The organism is Pseudoalteromonas sp. 31A1, assembly GCF_011378815.1.
Classification (GTDB): domain Bacteria; phylum Pseudomonadota; class Gammaproteobacteria; order Enterobacterales; family Alteromonadaceae; genus Pseudoalteromonas; species Pseudoalteromonas arctica.
In genome coordinates this window covers 129,132-147,157 of sequence record NZ_WTKY01000002.1, presented here as the reverse complement: position 1 = coordinate 147,157, position 18,026 = coordinate 129,132, and the positions used below count along the sequence as shown (strand labels likewise).

At 38.9% G+C, this 18,026-nt stretch carries 10 protein-coding genes; 3 read left to right on the top strand and 7 right to left on the bottom strand.

Annotated elements, in window-relative coordinates; genetic code table 11:
- The first annotated feature begins 30 nt into the window (after positions 1-30).
- Positions 31-1,938, top strand: a complete 1,908-nt coding sequence (locus GQR52_RS03090) for a prolyl oligopeptidase family serine peptidase (protein ID WP_165727410.1) — start codon at positions 31-33, stop codon at positions 1,936-1,938.
- A gap of 338 nt (positions 1,939-2,276) precedes the next feature.
- Here GQR52_RS03090 and GQR52_RS03085 read toward each other — a convergent pair whose 3' ends face one another.
- The 6 genes from GQR52_RS03085 to GQR52_RS03060 all read right to left on the bottom strand — a co-directional run bounded on the left by GQR52_RS03085 (position 2,277) and on the right by GQR52_RS03060 (position 14,383).
- Entirely contained in the window at positions 2,277-4,685 is a 2,409-nt protein-coding gene (locus GQR52_RS03085) for a glycoside hydrolase family 15 protein (protein ID WP_165727409.1), read from the bottom strand.
- A gap of 10 nt (positions 4,686-4,695) precedes the next feature.
- Positions 4,696-6,201 (bottom strand): MFS transporter, encoded by a 1,506-nt coding sequence (locus GQR52_RS03080; RefSeq protein ID WP_165727408.1) that lies wholly within the window; start codon positions 6,199-6,201, stop codon positions 4,696-4,698.
- Positions 6,194-8,053, bottom strand: a complete 1,860-nt coding sequence (locus tag GQR52_RS03075) for an alpha-amylase family glycosyl hydrolase (RefSeq protein WP_165727407.1) — start codon at positions 8,051-8,053, stop codon at positions 6,194-6,196. The genes GQR52_RS03080 and GQR52_RS03075 overlap by 8 nt, the downstream gene beginning before the upstream one ends.
- A gap of 90 nt (positions 8,054-8,143) precedes the next feature.
- Positions 8,144-9,994, bottom strand: a complete 1,851-nt coding sequence (locus tag GQR52_RS03070) for a glycoside hydrolase family 13 protein (RefSeq protein WP_165727406.1) — start codon at positions 9,992-9,994, stop codon at positions 8,144-8,146.
- Between the two features lie 2 nt (positions 9,995-9,996).
- Positions 9,997-11,490 (bottom strand): tryptophan halogenase family protein, encoded by a 1,494-nt coding sequence (locus GQR52_RS03065; protein WP_165727405.1) that lies wholly within the window; start codon positions 11,488-11,490, stop codon positions 9,997-9,999.
- A 109-nt stretch (positions 11,491-11,599) separates the two neighbouring features.
- The gene (locus tag GQR52_RS03060) at positions 11,600-14,383 is read right to left on the bottom strand and encodes a TonB-dependent receptor (RefSeq protein ID WP_165727404.1); all 2,784 of its coding nucleotides are present in this window, start codon (positions 14,381-14,383) and stop codon (positions 11,600-11,602) included.
- Positions 14,384-15,045: 662 nt separating this feature from the next.
- On the opposite strand from GQR52_RS03060, the gene GQR52_RS03055 reads away from it, so the two are divergent.
- Entirely contained in the window at positions 15,046-16,668 is a 1,623-nt protein-coding gene (locus GQR52_RS03055) for an alpha-glucosidase family protein (protein ID WP_165727403.1), read from the top strand.
- 92 nt (positions 16,669-16,760) lie between these two features.
- Here GQR52_RS03055 and GQR52_RS03050 read toward each other — a convergent pair whose 3' ends face one another.
- Positions 16,761-17,306, bottom strand: coding sequence for a TIGR00645 family protein (locus GQR52_RS03050; RefSeq protein WP_007582598.1), 546 nt, complete (start codon positions 17,304-17,306; stop codon positions 16,761-16,763).
- Positions 17,307-17,545: 239 nt separating this feature from the next.
- On the opposite strand from GQR52_RS03050, the gene GQR52_RS03045 reads away from it, so the two are divergent.
- On the top strand, positions 17,546-17,788 hold the full coding sequence (locus GQR52_RS03045; RefSeq protein WP_007582596.1) for a hypothetical protein: 243 nt from the start codon (positions 17,546-17,548) through the stop codon (positions 17,786-17,788).
- Positions 17,789-18,026 lie beyond the last annotated feature (238 nt).

Below are 18,026 nucleotides of genomic sequence, written 5' to 3'. Positions count from 1 at the left end.
TTTAGGCCATTTTTTTTGAGGGAATAAAAAATGAAACTTAAAAAAAGAATGTTAGTAGGATTTACCTTACTAAGCCTATCTTCTTTCGCTAATAGCGAAACTGAAGATGCGACACAAGTGAGCAGTATCGATGCTTTCTCAATGTCATCTGCTATTCGTAGTGTTGTAGCATCACCTGATGGTAAGAAGCTTGCTATTTTAAGAGCGACTACCAAAAATGGTGACTATATAATTGAGATAAGAGATCCAAATAACCTAGAAGCAGACCCCGTAAGGTTGGGCGCTGATAAAATGCTGATATCTTCCATCGTATGGTTAAACGATGAAAAAATAGGCGTTATGTTTAGACAAATACTAGAAGATGGAAGTCGCAAATACTGGGTTAATAAGTTTGCAATAACTGATGCAGATGGTAAAGGCGACTGGTTATTACCATTTAAGAAAAAGCGAAATGTTCAATTTAATATAATAAATATACTTCCAGACAAAAAAGATGAAGTACTTGTAGAAGTTGATATTAATAATAACTACATTCCAGATGTAGTGAGATTTAATATTAACACTGGACGAAGCGTTACTGTAATGCGCGGAAATGAAAAAGTATCAGGCTCGTTTGTTTCTGACTACGATGGTGAAATAAGAATAGCCCAAGGTTGGAATAAATCTGATAACGCAATCGATTATTATGCCCGAGATAAAGGCAATGATGATTGGAAAGTAATTAAGCAAGTTAGTCCTAAAAAGCGTGAAAACTTTGAGATATTAGGATTTGCAAAAGGTAATCCTAACGAAGTTTATGTTAACGCCAACTTAGGCGAAAATACGACTGGCATTTATATTTACAATATTAAAACAGGTCAGTATTCTGAACGTCAATTTGGTCTTAAATCTGTAGATACAGACGGTGTTATACTTGATACCGACGGCACTTTACAAGGCTTTCGCTATACAACCAAGCAGCCTAAGTTTTATTTCACAGACCCAAACCTTCAAGCACTTAACGAATCTGTTGCTTCTTTATTTAAAGATAAATTTGTACAAATCATTAGTAGTTCTGATAACGATAACGTATTAGTAGTGAGAGTATCAGCTGACGATAACCCAGGCAGCTATTACATTGTTACTAATAAGCAGAAGCTGACTAAAATTGGTGATCGACTTCCGTTTATTGATAAAAGTAAATTAGGCTCAGTTAAGTACATCTCTTACAAAGCAAGAGATGGACGTAAAATAAAAGCGTATGTAACTATTCCTGCGACTAAAGGTCCTTACCCTGCGATAGTACTTCCTCACGGTGGTCCTTGGGTGCGTGACTCAGTTGTATTTGATGACTGGGCGCAGTTACTCGCCTATCATGGTTACGTCGTTATTCAACCAAACTATCGTGGTTCTACTGGTTACGGTTTAGAGCATTGGATGGCAGGTGATAATAACTGGGGCTTGAAAAAACAGGATGATTTAGATGACGCTGCACAATATTTAATAGACAAAGGCTTAGCAACTAAAGATAAACTTGCTTTATTTGGCTGGAGTTATGGTGGTTACGCTGCATTTGCTGCATCTATGCGTGAAAACAACATATATAAATGTGTTGTTGCCGGTGCTGGGGTAAGTGATTTAAGTCGTATTAATGCAACTCTTAACGAAAATCGCTTTTTAAGTATTTTACAACGCCCTACGATTACAGGTGTCTCTCCTGTAGAGCAAGTAGATAAAGTAAATATTCCTATACTAGTTGTGCATGGTGATATCGACAGTCGTGTTCCAGTAAAACACAGTAGAGACTTCGTATCTGAGCTTGAAAAGTACAAAAAAGACTTTAAATATATTGAGCTTGAAGATGCTGATCACTTTTCTGATACGCTTTTCTACGATCATAAAAAAGAATTTTATACCGAGTTGTTATCATGGTTTGATAATAAGTGTGGTCTCAAATAATGTAACTAAAAAGTGACACTCATTTTATTTGAAGAGCATTCTTTTGTTTTAATATTAAGTGAGTACATAACAAAAAGGCTTCTAAATTTATTTAGAAGCCTTTTTTAATAACTACAGCATTTTATACCAATCCGCAATAATACTTAATCATTTTACGGGGCTAAACGTGTCGCTAACTGCGTTAAAAAATTCTCATTTACGACTGCATGGATGCAGAAGGTAGAGCAATGCAGGAGCAATTGCCGAGAACAACCAAATAGCGAATTTTTTGCCTAGCTATCAACACGTTTTTCCTGCCTCAAAATAGCTCACTTAATTAAGCGAATTGGTATTATATATTAGTGTTTAAGCGACTCGGCAACTACAGGATAATAATCCCAAACTTGTTTATCACTGAGTGAGCGTACAAGTTTAATGTATTCTGCGTGTGTCCAAGCTAGAGGTGTTGCTGAATTTGTGCCCTCACCTAACTCATAACCTGCTTTGTTTACGCCTACACCATCCCATACTTGTTCAGGTAGCATCATGCCGCTATTAGCAAATTGCTCTAAGCCTTTAACATAGCTGTTTTTGATCTCGCTTTGTTTTTTATCATCTAAAGCATTATTTGCATTTGCAGCGGCGATTTCATAATGCCCGCGCTCACCTGTAAAAAATGGCCATACACGGCCACGTTGCCCTGGTGTGTTGCTGCCGCTTTCGGCGTAATTAGTACCGGTGGTTTCATCTTCGCCGTAACCGTCGTTACCATAGCGGCGATAGCCTGCAAATGTGCCGCTACCATCGGTAAAGTTAAAGCTGTATTTAACTTGTAGATTATCTTCAAGTGTTTCGTCGTCATACTCTGGTAGCGTTTTAACTATACTTGAATCGTTAGCGCTTCTTACTCCATAGCGAACTAATTCTAAAAATCCACCATCTAAAATCTGCTTTTTATTAAAACCTTCACGGCCATTGTTGGCATTAATTTTAGTATTTGAGTTAGCGTTAGTATCTTGACCTATACGGATAAAGTATTCGCCATCGGTGCTATCACCTTTTAAATTACCTTGGGTGGTAAACATCTGCGACTCTATATCGTTGTTATATTTTTTAGCCGTTGCTAAATAACGTTCTGCATTTTGAGTATCACCACTGAGTGTTGCTATGTCACTGGCTGTTATAAGGCCTGCCAAAATGGCTGCGGTTGTAGAGGGTGAATAACCATTTTGCTCTTCCCAGCGCTCTTGCTGTGTTGCAGGTGGAGTAATTTGCGTATCGTTCCATAAAATTTTAGCTCTTCCGCCATCGACTAAAAAATCAGCTGCCGGTTTTAGCATGCGTGCGTACCAATCTTTAAGCTCGGTATCGCTTAGTACGTTTGCTTGATGTAACTTCCACGCGAGCATAATTGGCATAGCCGTTTGATCAAGCTGTACCCCTACCCACTCAAGTTCACCGTCTACATGTGTTTTTTGTAAAAACCAGCCAGTGTCGCCATTGTTACCCGGGGTTTTGCTAGTAACTTGTACTTTTTCAAGGTATTCGAAGGCCGTTTTTGCAGTCGCTGTATCGCCTAAGGCCATAAATGCCATAGCTACTTGATAAAAATCACGAACCCACACCGCTTTATAACCCGTTGACCCTTCTTTGGCTGAAACAGTTTCACCCCAAGGATTAGAAAGTGAGGCAATTAGCGCACCCGCATTAGTTTTATCCTCTTGCGCTTTTAACACCATTGCACTGGTGTAAAGTAGCTTACCGTTATCGGCGGTTTGCTTAACCATTGTATTTAATGGCTCAAGGCTTTGTAGATAATCTTCCCAGCCTAGCGCTTCACCTTTACCGTTGTAGGCATCGAGCACATTTTGATAACCTTTAGATAAGCTCTGTGCACCTTGTTGCTGGCTTTGTATCTGCGTTTTACCAAAGCTTAGTGCTAAATCAAATGTGGTATTACTACTTATATTGCCAAGCTCTGCAAGCATACTGACATTGCCCGATTCACTCCCTGTATTTGCATATTGTTCACTGAGTAGTTGTTTAGTTTTAAGTGACGTAATGCCATCGCTTACACCTGCAAAGCCTACGCTTTTCATTTTGAATGACGTAGATGATTGCAGTGTTAAAAAGTTATCGTCTTCCCAAGCAACTAAGCCTTGCTCAGTGGTTTTTGCAAAATCACCTAAGCCGTTGTTGTTTATATAAGGGTTAACAGCAACATACGCTTTCACGCCTTTAAGTGATGTATTAAAAATACTGCGTATAAACAATGTTTGTCCGTCAGGGTCGGTGAATATGTGTTTTTCGAGGGTAAAGCGCCCTTGCTTATCTGTACTTGTTACTTTGTAAGCAAGCGAGAGCGGTCTGCCTTTATCGTCTTTATGTAAGTAATCAATTGTAACGTCTAAATCGTCTGCTTCAGTAACTGTAAAATCTTTACCGGTTATCACAAACTGCATATCTTTAATTTGCGCTTGGTGAATGAGTCCAAACATAGTTTCGGTGATCATACCTTTAGCAATTGAAAACCAGACCTTTGATACTTCACCTGTCGCAGCGTTGTTATTATATTGGCCGTTTTGGTATTGCTCAAAGGAAGTACCAATTCCGGTTTTACCTGCATAAGCCCAAAATGGTTCAGCGCCTGGTGCGCCTGGAGCTGATGCAATCGTAGCATCAATATTTTCATTATTCGTATTTTGCACGCCACAGGCCGTTAAACCCAAAGTTAAAAGAGAAGCGGTAATAAGGTTATATTTTTTCATTGTGTGACCCTTAGTTTGAATTTTTAACGCGCATTACAGCAATCGCAGCAACAACAAATGATGCGGCACCAATTAATAATGCGTAAATAGGCTGGTTAGAAAATACGTGGCGTAAAATAAGCCCTAAAATACTGGCAGCTAATAACTGTGGAATGACGATGAAGAAATTAAATATCCCCATATAAACGCCCATTTTATTACTCGGTAGTGCATTACTTAACATGGCGTAAGGAAGCGACAAAATAGACGCCCATGCAAAGCCAACACCTATCATAGGTATAATTAGCATTTTAGGGTCTGTTATAAACATAAAGCTCGCAAGGCCTAATGCGCCTAGTAGTAAGTTAAAGCAATGTGCGCCTTTTAATCCCATTTTTTTAACTAAAAACGGAATACACATAGCGGCAATAGCCGCAAAACCATTGTAAGCGGCAAATAAAACACCGACCCAATCTGCCCCATCGTTGAATGCTTTACTGGTTGCATCGCTGCTACCATAATGAAAGCTTGTTACTGCGGCTGTGGTGTATATCCACATTGCAAATAGTGTAAACCAGCTAAAAAACTGTACCCACGCTAGCTGCTTCATTGCCTCTGGCATAGTAAATACATCTTGTACTACTTGATAAAAGCCGCCTTGTGTTTTATTTGCGCCTTTTAAAGCACCCGCTATCCACTGCACAATACCAAACGCTAATAAACCACCAGCAAGTAAATACAGTTCTTTTTCAAGCGCTAAGCCCATAACTAAAGCAAGTGTTGCTAAACCTAACACCACAAAAATAATGGCACCTTTATTGAAGTTAATATTTATAATAGGTGCGGCAGCAGATTGTACTTTTTGGCTTTCAAACTCAGCAAGTTGCTCAGGGCTATATTCTTTAGTGCGTGCTACAGTCCAAATAACGGCAGTAAGTAATACAAACCCACCCCAATAAAATGAATATTTAACAGACTCAGGTATTTCTCCTGCAGCAGCGGTATTACTAACATCAAACCAATTAGTCATCATCCATGGTAATGCTGAGGCTAGTACAGCACCAATACCAATAAAAAAGCTTTGTAAGCCGTAACCTGTAGCACGTTGTTTTTCTGGCAAGTTATCGCCTACAAGTGCTCTAAAAGGTTCCATTGTAACGTTGATTGACGCATCCATAATCCACAACATACCTGCAGCAATCCAGAGCGTTGGCGAGTGCGGCATAATAAAGAGTGAAATAGTAGTAAGTACCGCCCCTATAAAAAAGAACGGACGACGACGACCAAAACGTCCCCATGTTTTATCACTCCAATAACCAATTATTGGTTGCACTATTAAACCCGTTAAAGGTGCTGCTACCCATAAGATAGGAATATCATCAACTTGTGCGCCAAGCGTTTGAAAAATACGGCTCACATTGCCGTTTTGCAGTGCAAAACCAAATTGAATGCCTAAAAAACCAAAGCACATATTCCATATTTGCCAAAAGCTCAGATTTGGTTTGTTGCTGTCATAATTATTATTTTGATTATTCATGATTAGCCTTATTAGTTAACACTGCGCTACTAAATGCATTTAGCGTGAGCGTAAGCTTTGTAACTTGCCCGTCGGTAATGAGCTTCGTGGTATTTTGTTCAAGTAGGTCGTGTAGCGGTTTATTTTGCTCAAAGGTATTGGCTTGCTCTGGTGTTAAGTTAATCACTACCGTTTGTGGCTCTTCACTAAAATTACTAAATACATAAATCGATTGCTGTCCCAGCGTGCGTACAAAACCAGCAACGCGTTCGCTACCACTAAGCGAAAGCGCTGTCATACTTCCACCTACAACAACCGGCAAACTATTGAGCGACATTATTGATTTATAATAATCACGAAGCGATGCTTGCTCGCTCGATAAGTTAGCGCCGTCGAATTTTCCGTTGTTCATCCATGCTTGATGCGCTGGTACACCAATGTAGTCAAAAATGCTGGTGCGAGTAGATGTGCCAAAACCTGCGTTTTCAGATCCGTCCTCCCCCACATCTTGGGCAAAATATAATAAAGTAGGTGCGCGACTCATTAAGCTAGAAACGACCATTGCGGGTTTCCCCCAGCGTGCATCACCTGCAAAATCAGGGCTAGCAATGCGTTGTTCGTCGTGATTTTCTAAAAAGTGCAGCATGTGCGCTTCAATATCAGCCACTTGGCTTTGGGCTGCAAAAATAGTATTAGCAGCTTGCTTTCCCTGCATAATGGCTTTTAATGTGTCGTAAAAACCGACTTTATCATACAAGTAATCCATTTTTCCTTGCTGAATATACGCTCTGTACATTTGTGGGTTGTAAACTTCAGCCAATAAAAACGCATCGGGCTTTTGCATTTTTATTGATGAATTTAAAAAGCTCCAAAATTCAACCGGCACCATTTCGGCCATATCGTACCTAAAGCCATCAACGCCTTTATCAAGCCAGTACAAAGTGATGTCTCTAAATTTATACCAACTATTAGGAAGCTCTTTATTTTGCCAAAACGCATAATGAGCGCGATAATCTTGGTTTTCTAGCTCTTTAGGTAATACAGGAAAGTCATAGCTGCCATCAGGCTTAACGCCGTAATTCACTCTTACGGTTTCGTACCAATCGTTAATATCAGGTTTTGGTGCTCGCGCCCCATTACCCGTCCATTTAGCGGGTGTTTCGTCAAAAAAGCCATCTGCTAATGGATGCGTGTTGCCACCTAAAACGGAGTAACTTTCTGACGCTGGTACTTGAAAAGACTGCCCAGGTACATAATAAAAGTTGTTATTTTTATCGTACTCTTTACTTTTATCGTCCTGCTCACCAAAGTCTTTTACTCCTTTGGGTTTTGCTACTGATTTATAATCACGCGCAACATGGTTAGGCACAATATCAATAACCACTTTCATACCATGTTGATGAGTGCGCTCAATCAGATCACTAAACTCACCCAACCTATTAGTCACATTTATGGCTAAATCTGGGTTTACGTCGTAGTAATCTTTTATTGCATAAGGTGAACCTGCACGGCCTTTTACTACATCAGGGTCGTCTTGCGTAATCCCATACTCGGTATAATCGCCCACTAGCGCATGATGTAAAACACCGGTATACCAAACATGGGTAGTCCCTAGCTCTTTAATACCAGCTAGTGCAGCATCATTAAAGTCGGCAAATTTGCCTACACCATTTTGCTCTTTTTTACCCCAAGGTACATTTGCGGTTTGTGTGTTACCAAATAAGCGTGTAAATACTTGGTATACAACAGGCTTTGTTAACTCGTTTTGAGCCTGCTTAGGCATTTGCTGCGGTTCGGTTTTATTATTATCTGAGCAGGCACTTGTTATAAGTGCGCTACACAGTAATGCGGGTACATAAACTGATTTTTTCATTGTGTGTCTTTTTGTCAGTAGTGTTATAGCTTTATACTAAAGATAACTGCAGCAAGCATACAGTTGCTGCATACGTATTCACTTAAACATTCACGGCGTATTAATCACTAATACCGTGGCAGCCATTGGCTCTAAGTTAATACTGTTAGTTAGTTTAAAAGTGTGTTGTGTGAATAATGCCTGCGCATTGGCATTTTTTGGTATAACTTCTTGCATGTAATCAAGATTATGCTTTTGTGTTACTTTGTTTTTATTCATAAAAACTAATACAGTTTGCGTGTCACTAACGCGAGCATAACTATAAACACCATTTTGCGGACTAAAATGAACGAGCTTACCCTTTGTAAGCGCAGGGCTTTGCTTTCTAAAGTTAAGTAGCGTGCTAATGGTCTTGTGCATATCGCGCTGCTCTTCGCTTAAACCAGCACCTGTAAACGCATTAGTTTTTTGATTTTTAAACCCACCAGGAAAATCAATACGTATATCACCATGATCTTTACTCGGCGTGTTATCTAATATTACTTCCGTTCCGTAATACATTTGAGCAATGCCGCGCGTTGTTAAAAATAATGTCATCGCCATTTTAGTTTTAGCTAAGTCTTGCCCAAGCTCTGTATATACTCGGCTCATATCGTGATTATCAGCAAACACCATAATGTTATTGGTATCTGGGTATAAAAAATCATTAGCTAATGATTGATATACTTTAACCCAGCCTGTACTCCAGCTTTCATCTTCATTTAAAGCTTGAATTACTGCCTCTTGCAACGAAAAGTCCATTACACTGGGTAAGCTTGATGTGTACCCATCTTGATTTACTTTGCCGCGTTGCCAATACGACGCTATTGCAGGGTTTGAAGTCCACTCCTCACCAACAATATTAAAGTGTGGGTATTCGTCCATAATGGCTTTTGTCCAATCACTTAAAAATGCTTTGCCTGAGTAAGAGTAAGTATCTACACGAATACCGCTTAAATCGGCGTATTCAATCCACCAAATAGCGTTTTGAATTAAATATTCACTTAAAAGTGGTTGGCGCTGATTTAAATCAGGCATGCTAGCAACAAACCAACCATCGCTAAATTGGCGTTTGTCATAGTTGCTTGCGTGTGGGTCTTGAATTGTTTGGCGCGCATGGCTTGTGGCATTTTTGCCATTTTCAAACTGCCCATTAAAGTTAATCCAATCTTGAGTTGGTTTATCCTTCATCCACGGGTGCTCAGCACCAAAGTGATTTAGCACCATATCCATAACAAGCCCAATGCCCTGCTCTTTAGCCTTTATTGATAACGTTTTGTATAGGTTATTCGATCCCATTCGCGGATCAACGTTGTAAAAGTCTGTAATCGCGTAACCATGATAAGAGTAATCTGGCATGTTGTTTTCAAGCACTGGAGTAAGCCAAAGTTGTGTTACACCTAAATTATTTAAATACGGTAATGCGTTAATAACACCTTGAATATCCCCTCCATGTCGCCCGCCTTTAAAGCCTGGATTTGCAGCTTCTAGCATGCTTTTAACGGTGTCATTTGTGGAGTCGCCATTTACAAAGCGATCTGGGTTAATTAAATATAAAGCATCTGCACTTGTGAAACCTTGGCGTTGCGCGCTATTTTTATCTCGAGTAAATAAAGGAAACTCAAAGCTATGCGCTGTATTAGTGCTGTTAAACTTGAGCGTTCCTGCTTTGGCGTTATCGCTAATATTTAAATGAAGGAAAGCATAATTAGGGTTGTCGGTACGTGTTACGTTATTAAGTTCAACCCCTTTATACTTATCTAATTTAAATTCTTCGTTAGCTATATTTTGCTCATGCACGAGTACTGTAATGTTATTTTTATTCATTCCGACCCACCAATTGGCAGGCTCTACATTAAGTGCATAACTAAAGCTTGGTAAGCTACATGCGCTTACTAGTAAAAGTGTGTTTAAAAATCGCATTATTAAACCTTTTTAATACTGGCTAAAAAATCTTGATGAGTTGGAAGTTGCGCAACTGTTGAGTTTATCAATGTTTTTAAGGTAGAAAATAAATCGCTCAGTTGCTCATCACTTAACGAATCCACAATACTATTGTAGTCATCAGGGATAAGCCCTTGCCCTATCATTACTTGCTGCCAAGCAACCTCAGCAAATAGCTCGTCGTCTTCGCGTACTACCTTGCCTGTTTGCTTAAATAAATTCATTTTTTGGCTCAGGGAGTCAGGTATATCCATTTGCCTACATTGGCGCCAAAATGGAGAGTCTTCTCGCTCGGTGAGTTTGTAATGTAAAATAATAAAATCACGTATGTGCTCTATTTCAATTACGCTTTGTTTATTAAACTCAGTCACTAGCGCATCGCTAATGCCATTGTGTGGAAATAGCTTAATTAAGCGTGTAACCGCAGTTTGAATTAAATGAATACTGGTTGACTCAAGCGGTTCTAAAAACCCACTTGATAAACCAACCGCAACCACGTTTTTATGCCACTGCTTTAAGCGCCGACCTGTTTTGAATTTTATAACGCGCGGCTCTGTAATTGGCTCAGCGGGTAATTTTTGAAGAAGTAGCTGTTTAGCATCATCGTCTGATAAATATCGGCTGCAATAAACAAGGCCATTACCAATACGGTTTTGCAGCGGTATTTGCCATTGCCAGCCTGCACTATGTGCAATAGAGCGCGTATAAGGCTTTAGCTCATTGGTACTGTGTGTTTGAACGGCCACTGCACTATCACAGGGTAAGTAATGAGACCAATCAATAAACCCTGTATTAAGTGTTTGCTCGATTAACAAGGCACACAGCCCTGTGCAATCTATAAATAAATCACCACTAATTTGAGTATCGTTATCAAGTGTTAGGCTTTTAATATTGCCTGTAGTTAAGCATTGTTCAACATGGTTTATTTTTGCATCTATGTGTTTAACACCGCGCGATATAGCCAACTTTTTTAAATATTCGGCGTAAAGTGTGGCATCAAAATGGTACGCGTAACTCAGCCCAGGTAGTTGGGTGTTTGGAATGGTATTTAAAGGGGCAAATTTATGCTGTTTAGCCGCTTGGTAATTGAGTGAAAAATCCCATAGTTCGTCTTCGCAACCCGTAACTTGGCCTTTTAACCAAAAGTTATAAAAATCACAAAAAGGAAAGTCTTTACCAAATGAGCCAAACGCATGCATATAATTATGCTTTGGTGTTTTCCAGTTTTCAAACTCAATACCTAACTTTATTGAAGCATTAGTGGCATTAATAAAATCTTGCTCGTTTATACCCAGCGCGTTATTGAGCTGAACAATCGGCGGAATTGTTGCTTCGCCCACTCCAACCGTACCAATAGCCGATGATTCTATTAGTGTGATATTAATTACTTTACCTAACACTTTATTAAGCAGTGCTGCTGTTATCCATCCTGCGGTACCACCGCCTGCAATTACCACGTGTTTTATTGATTTCATATTATTATCCACGTTTTATTAAATTTAAGTACGGTTAAAAAGTTAGGTAAACTAGCTATAAAAAAGCCCCTGTAACACAAATTACAAGGGCTTCTACACACAGTTTTTATTATAGCTTGTAGCTAAAGCCTAACAAGTAAGTACGACCGTAATCTTGGTAATCACGTACTTGAAGTGCATTGTCGCCTGAAAGCGACGTAAACGGTTCTTCTGTTAAGTTTTGTACTTGAAACTGAATTGATAAACCTTCAAGGCTTTCAATACCCGCTTCACTAAAGTCGTAACCCGCTTGGACATCCCAAATAGTTTCACCTAAAATATCAACTTGTTCCGTGTCAAAGCCTAAGCCATATACATCGCCTTTAAAGGCACTACGTTTACGCATACTAGTACGTAACTGCATGCCATGCATTTCGTAGTAAACCGTTAAGCTTTGAATTTTATCCGAAAGACCTGGTAGCTCGTAATCGTTACCGTTTTGATCTTCAATATCAGACTCAATACCGGTATGGCTAGCTATTAAACCAAAGCCTTCAAGTGATGGGTGAAATAGTTTAAATGGTAATGCCAGTGATAGCTCGTAACCATATAAATCGCCACCGCCGCCATTTATTTTACCACTGCCAGTACCCGATGATGTTGCTGGTAATTCTCCAGTAGATGGGTCTGCAACACCCGACATATCAATTGCGTAAGTACCGTCAAAAATCCACTGAGTTAAATCTTTATAGAAAAACGCAGCAGAGAAGTAACCTTCATCGCTAAAGTAATTCTCGTAAGTAAAGTCGTAACCGGTTGCTTCTTTAGGCTCTAAATTTGGATTACCACCCGATACAGACCAGTAGTTACCATTTTCATCTGGCGTTTGATTATATGACGCATTAACTGATGAATTCATTTCATCTAAACGTGCACGAGAAATTGTTTTAGCAGCACCAAAGCGTATTGTTTGTTGCTCATCAATCGCAAGAGATAGATTTAAGCTAGGTAATACGTGTGAGTAATCATGACTTATGTCTGTAGGTGATGTAACAACGACACCATCAACAGTACTAAATGCATTACCTTGTGATGATTGATCAGTTTGTACATAGCGCACGCCAACATTACCCGTTAGTGCAAGACCTCTTACTTCAGCATTAATATTTGCTTGAACAAATGCAGAAGTGATTTCTTCTTTTACAGTCCACGATTTAGTCGCATGACTTGTATTTGTTAAGCTCTCTGCCAGTAAGTCATAATAACCATCGTTAACTAAGCCATTTACGTCATAAGCAATCATGTCGCCCATGCCAATAAAGCCTAAATCAACACTTCCGTTGCGGTACTGCTCTGGCACGCTAAGCATGCCTGGGTTATCTAATGAGAAACTAGATAACGTCATGAAGTAACCTTCTGAATCTTTTGTTTTCTCACGTTCTTTGTAAGACATACCAAATTCAATAGAGCTTATGTACTCGTTTTCTAATACCTTTGAAGCGGCTATTTTTAATGTTGATAGCTCATCTTCAATGGTCGGTGCATTAATAAAACCATCTTGCGCTTGGTTTTCATATTCAGTACCAGTTAAACCATATTTATCGTTAAGTGCAGAGCTTGCACCCCACGAAAGCGGGCCACCTAACTGAATTAAACCATAATCGCTATAATCTAAATCATGTGAAAAAGTAGCTCCAGTGTTACCACCATTAAATGTGTAACCTAAGTTATCTGCCACACCGCGAGCATCGCCACGGCCAGTGCCTGAATAGCTTTCAACACTCCAGATTTTACGGTCTACTTGTGAATAACTTGCATCAAACTCTACTGACCACGAATCGTCAATATCATATTTAGTATTAAAACCAAAAGCTGTAAGTTCCGCTTCGCGTTCTTCATAATCGTTTCGAACTACTACACGTTGGCCTTGTGTTACTGCACTTGTTATAAAGCCAGATGCTTCATCAACTACAACACTATTTGCATCAATACTACCTTGACCCCATGCAAATGGAACTTCAATACCGCGTAGAATTTTTTCATCTGTAAAATCTACATATAACGCATCAAACGTCATGTTTAATTTGTCAGTAGGGGCTGCTTCAAGTACTAGCATTGCCGAATCACGCTCAAGGGTTGATGAACGTACAAATGGTTTAGCGCCGCCTAAAATTGAATAATCGTTACCATTTTCGGTGAATTCTGGGTAGCCCCATGAATTCCAACGTTTTTCTTGATTTGGTGAACTCATTGTATTTAAAGCAAATGCAACGCCAATTGTATCGTCAGCAAACTGATCAATGTATGAGATAGTGCCTCGATAGCCGTCATCATTACCGTCTGGATTTAATTTACCAAAGCTGGTTTGCTCATACTGCCCATTTACTTGCACAACACGCTCGCCTTTACTTAAAGGGCGCACGGTTTGCATATTAATAACACCGGCAATACCTTCAGCATCAATACTTGCATTTGGCGTTTTATAAACGGTTACACCGCTCATTATTTCTGATGGATAAAGGTCAAACTCTACACCACGGTTATCACCAATCGATACCTGCTCACGACCGTTAAACGTTGTGCCACTTTCATTCTCGCCAAAACCACGAATAGAGACACGACTTGCTCGCCCGTCTAAGCGCTGAGCTGTTAAGCCTGGTAAACGTGCAATTGATTCAGCAATTGAAGAATCTGGCAATTTGCCAATGTCTTCAGCCGATATAGATTCTACAACCTGTGTAGAGAAGCGTTTTGTGTTAATAGACTCAACCACACTGCCACGAAAGCCTTTAACTTCGATAACTTCTACATCATCTTTTTTTATTGTATCTTCTTGAGCAGCCTGTGTAGCAAAGCTTGATAAGCCTGCAGCTGTTAATGCCAAAGTTAATATACTTGGTTTGAACATAGACATAATGTTTTCCCGTTACCCATATTGTGATACCCGCGTTCAATGCTTAAGTGATAGTTAAACAAGGCGAGCTAATTTTGTTGTCAGGATGAATATTAACGCCAGATTTATTTTATTAACAACTTTATGCATACGTATTCAACAATCTCAATATAGCCTAACATTAACATACATTACACGAATATAATTTTAACCATATGATTTTATTAAAAATAAACAAAACAAAAAACACTGAAAGGGAATGATATATTAAATCTATTCTGTAGAAAACTAATAGCCTCCCTACTTGAATGTAAACAAGATGAAATTAATTAGCGCTGTTATATAACGTTTAAATAATTGCACACTCACTAAGTGTTAAATTGGTCAGACCATTTCTAGTAAAACCAAGGGTATATTTCCTTTATAGTACAAACTGTTAGGTGAAATTTAACTAAAATATGAATGAATAACATAATTGGTAAACATTAAACACACAAAACGAACACCGCTAAAGATGCGCTAAGCGCTTATTTTAAATAATTTTATTGCATTATTTTTAGTGCATACGTATGCAGACTTTTTACAGAATTACAGGCTTCACGTATGCTTTTTGAAAATAACGTGATTAATCGTAATCACAATAAAGAATAGTCTAAATACTGTGTGGAATGACGGAGAAAAGCATGACCCAAAAGCAGTGGTATAAAGGTGCGGTTATTTATCAAGTTTATCCGCGTAGCTTTCAAGATAGCAACAACGATGGTATTGGTGACTTAAAAGGGATTATTAATCGTATTGATTACATTAAAAGCTTAGGCGTTGATGCAATTTGGATTTCACCTTTTTTCAAATCGCCGATGAAAGACTTTGGCTACGATATTAGTGACTACCGTGACATTGACCCGCTTTTTGGTGATTTAAACGATTTTGATGAACTTATTAGCCAAGCCCACGATCGCAACATTAAAATTATAATTGACCAAGTACTAAGCCATACATCAGATCAACACCAATGGTTTACAGATAGCCGCGAAAATCAAAATAACGATAAAGCGGATTGGTATGTTTGGGCTGAAGCTAAAGATGACGGCACAGCACCTAATAATTGGCTGTCTATTTTTGGTGGTGGCGCGTGGCAGTGGGAACCTCGCCGTGGGCAATATTATTTGCATAACTTTTTAACCGAACAACCCGATTTAAACTTTCATAATCCTGACGTAAGACAAGCTGTACTTGATAACGTAGAGTTTTGGCTTAAAAAAGGCGTTGATGGCTTTAGATTAGATGCTATTAACTTTTGTTATCACGATGCACAACTTCGCGATAACCCAGCTAAACCAAAAGATAAGCGCCAGGGTCGTGGTTTTAGTGAAGATAACCCATACGCATTTCAGTATCATTACTACAACAACACTCAGCCAGAAAATATTGAGTTTATGCAAGACATTCGCACATTACTTAATAAATACCCAGGTACTGTATCGCTTGGCGAAATCTCATCAGAGGATTCATTGGCGACAATGGCGCAGTACACCCAAGGTGGCGATAAGCTGCACATGGGATATAGCTTTGAGCTCTTAACAAATGATTATTCAAGTGAATATATTAGAACTACGGTTCAAACTCTTGAACAACGTATGACTGAGGGTTGGCCGTGTTGGGCATTTAGCAACCATGATGTAGAGCGCGTAGCAAGTCGCTGGAGTGAAAATGGCGAAATAAACCCTCAGCAATGTAAAATGCTAACCGCCCTACTTGCTTCCCTTCGTGGCAGTGTATGTATGTACCAAGGTGAAGAATTAGGTTTAGGTGAGGCAAGTGTTGCCTTTGAAGACTTACAAGACCCATATGGCATAACATTTTGGCCTAATTTTAAAGGGCGTGATGGCTGTAGAACGCCAATGCCTTGGGAGCAAGCTGATTCACCTCATGCGGGTTTTAGTGACGTAAAACCTTGGCTACCTGTTGATGATGCACACAAACAGCAATCAGTCGCTGTGCAAACTAATGATAGCAACTCAATTTTAAACGCCTACCGTGAGTTTATGGCGTGGCGCAAGAGCCAAACTGTTTTACTTGAGGGTGATATTGAGTTTATTGAAACGCCTGAGCCTGTGCTTGCTTTTTATAGAACGCTTGGACCGCAAAAAATGCTGTGCATATTTAATCTAAACTCTCAACAAACAAGTATTGATATGCCAACATCAATCGTTAAAGAATACAATGAGCTTAGCCACCACAGCGCAAAATTAAGCCAAGACACACTTACGCTTGAGCCTTTCGCTTGCTTTTATGCAAAGTGTTAATGACATCAAGAATTACACTTAATATTACAGCTAAGTTCTAAACATAAAAAGCCCAAGTAAATTACTTGGGCTTTTTTGTGCATTTAATTTTTCTAATGACTTTGGGTTTTACTGTTTAAGTAGTCAGTTAAAGCAAATAAAACGCCTGACATTACAAACGTGACATGAATAGTCACTTTCCAAAGTAGCTCATCACTTGGATATGCGCCTGAGTTTATAAATACTTTTAATAACTCAACAGCAGAAATAGCGACTATCGCACTTATTAATTTCATCTTTAGACCTGAAAAACCAACCTTTCCCATCCAAGATGGTCTGTCTTCGTGATTATCAATATTAAGCTTAGAAACAAAGTTCTCGTAACCACTAAATGTAATGATCAGCAATAACCCCGCTAATAATGCTGTATCAACTAAAGTTAGAATACCGACAAGTAACTCTTGATTGGTTGCTGTAAATGTCGCAATACCCATTAAATAAAGCTGCTTAAAAAACTTTATTAACAACAGTACAACTGCAAATAGTAAACCCACAAAAAATGGGGCTAGTAGCCAACGCCCTTTAAAAATAAAAGATTCTAATGCATGCTCTACTTTATTAGCTTGGCGTGGTTTTTTATTAGGGGTGTGTGATGACATTGATTTGTCTTTTAATTAAAAAAGCGACCTTAGCTTATAAACCACTGCAACACAATGCTGCGAAATCCTGACAAGTAAATTACTCATCCTCACGATAAAAAAATTTCGTTATCTTTTATTTCGTTTTCGTTTAAAAATCAGTATACCAACAGAGTTGTTCTGGATTGGGCACTACTGGTTTAAACCTAATCTTAAACTGGGTAAATCAGTCATCACACCATTTTTTTAGGAATAAACGAATGAAAAAAGCATTGCTAGCATTAATCGTAGCTCCACTATTTGCAGTATCTGCGACTTACGCGGTAGCAGACGATGCGCCAACAGCTTCAGCCGAAATGGTAAAAGAATACACAGAAATGTGTGTTAACTGGGCTAAAGATGATGACGTAAGCAATGAAGAGCTAAATGCCTACGTATTAAAATGCGTAAATGATGAGCTTGAATCTGAAGGCTATAAAAAAGTATCTTCTGTTAAGATTTAATCATACCAATTGCATTAAATTAATGTTCTATTATACCGCTAAGAAAATAGCTCAATAGCAAGTGAAATAGCATGACGTATAGTTGTTTTATATGAATGTTTTTTAACGCAGTGAGTGGGTTATTTAGTGCAATATAATGACCATTTTTTAATAAAATTGGTATCTCCAATACGCTTAGTTGAATGTACTGCTAATAAAGCCGTTGCGAAAACATTCAACTAAGCACAAAAAAACCGGA

What these genes read in the sequence shown, in the direction of transcription:
- GQR52_RS03090 (WP_165727410.1), top strand. Translation starts at nt 31, where the DNA reads ATGAAACTTAAAAAAAGAATGTTAGTAGGATTTACCTTACTAAGCCTA.
- GQR52_RS03045 (WP_007582596.1), top strand. Translation starts at nt 17,546, where the DNA reads ATGAAAAAAGCATTGCTAGCATTAATCGTAGCTCCACTATTTGCAGTA.
- GQR52_RS03060 (WP_165727404.1), bottom strand. Translation starts at nt 14,383, where the DNA reads ATGTCTATGTTCAAACCAAGTATATTAACTTTGGCATTAACAGCTGCA.
- GQR52_RS03075 (WP_165727407.1), bottom strand. Translation starts at nt 8,053, where the DNA reads ATGAAAAAATCAGTTTATGTACCCGCATTACTGTGTAGCGCACTTATA.
- GQR52_RS03050 (WP_007582598.1), bottom strand. Translation starts at nt 17,306, where the DNA reads ATGTCATCACACACCCCTAATAAAAAACCACGCCAAGCTAATAAAGTA.
- GQR52_RS03080 (WP_165727408.1), bottom strand. Translation starts at nt 6,201, where the DNA reads ATGAATAATCAAAATAATAATTATGACAGCAACAAACCAAATCTGAGC.
- GQR52_RS03055 (WP_165727403.1), top strand. Translation starts at nt 15,046, where the DNA reads ATGACCCAAAAGCAGTGGTATAAAGGTGCGGTTATTTATCAAGTTTAT.
- GQR52_RS03065 (WP_165727405.1), bottom strand. Translation starts at nt 11,490, where the DNA reads ATGAAATCAATAAAACACGTGGTAATTGCAGGCGGTGGTACCGCAGGA.
- GQR52_RS03085 (WP_165727409.1), bottom strand. Translation starts at nt 4,685, where the DNA reads ATGAAAAAATATAACCTTATTACCGCTTCTCTTTTAACTTTGGGTTTA.
- GQR52_RS03070 (WP_165727406.1), bottom strand. Translation starts at nt 9,994, where the DNA reads ATGCGATTTTTAAACACACTTTTACTAGTAAGCGCATGTAGCTTACCA.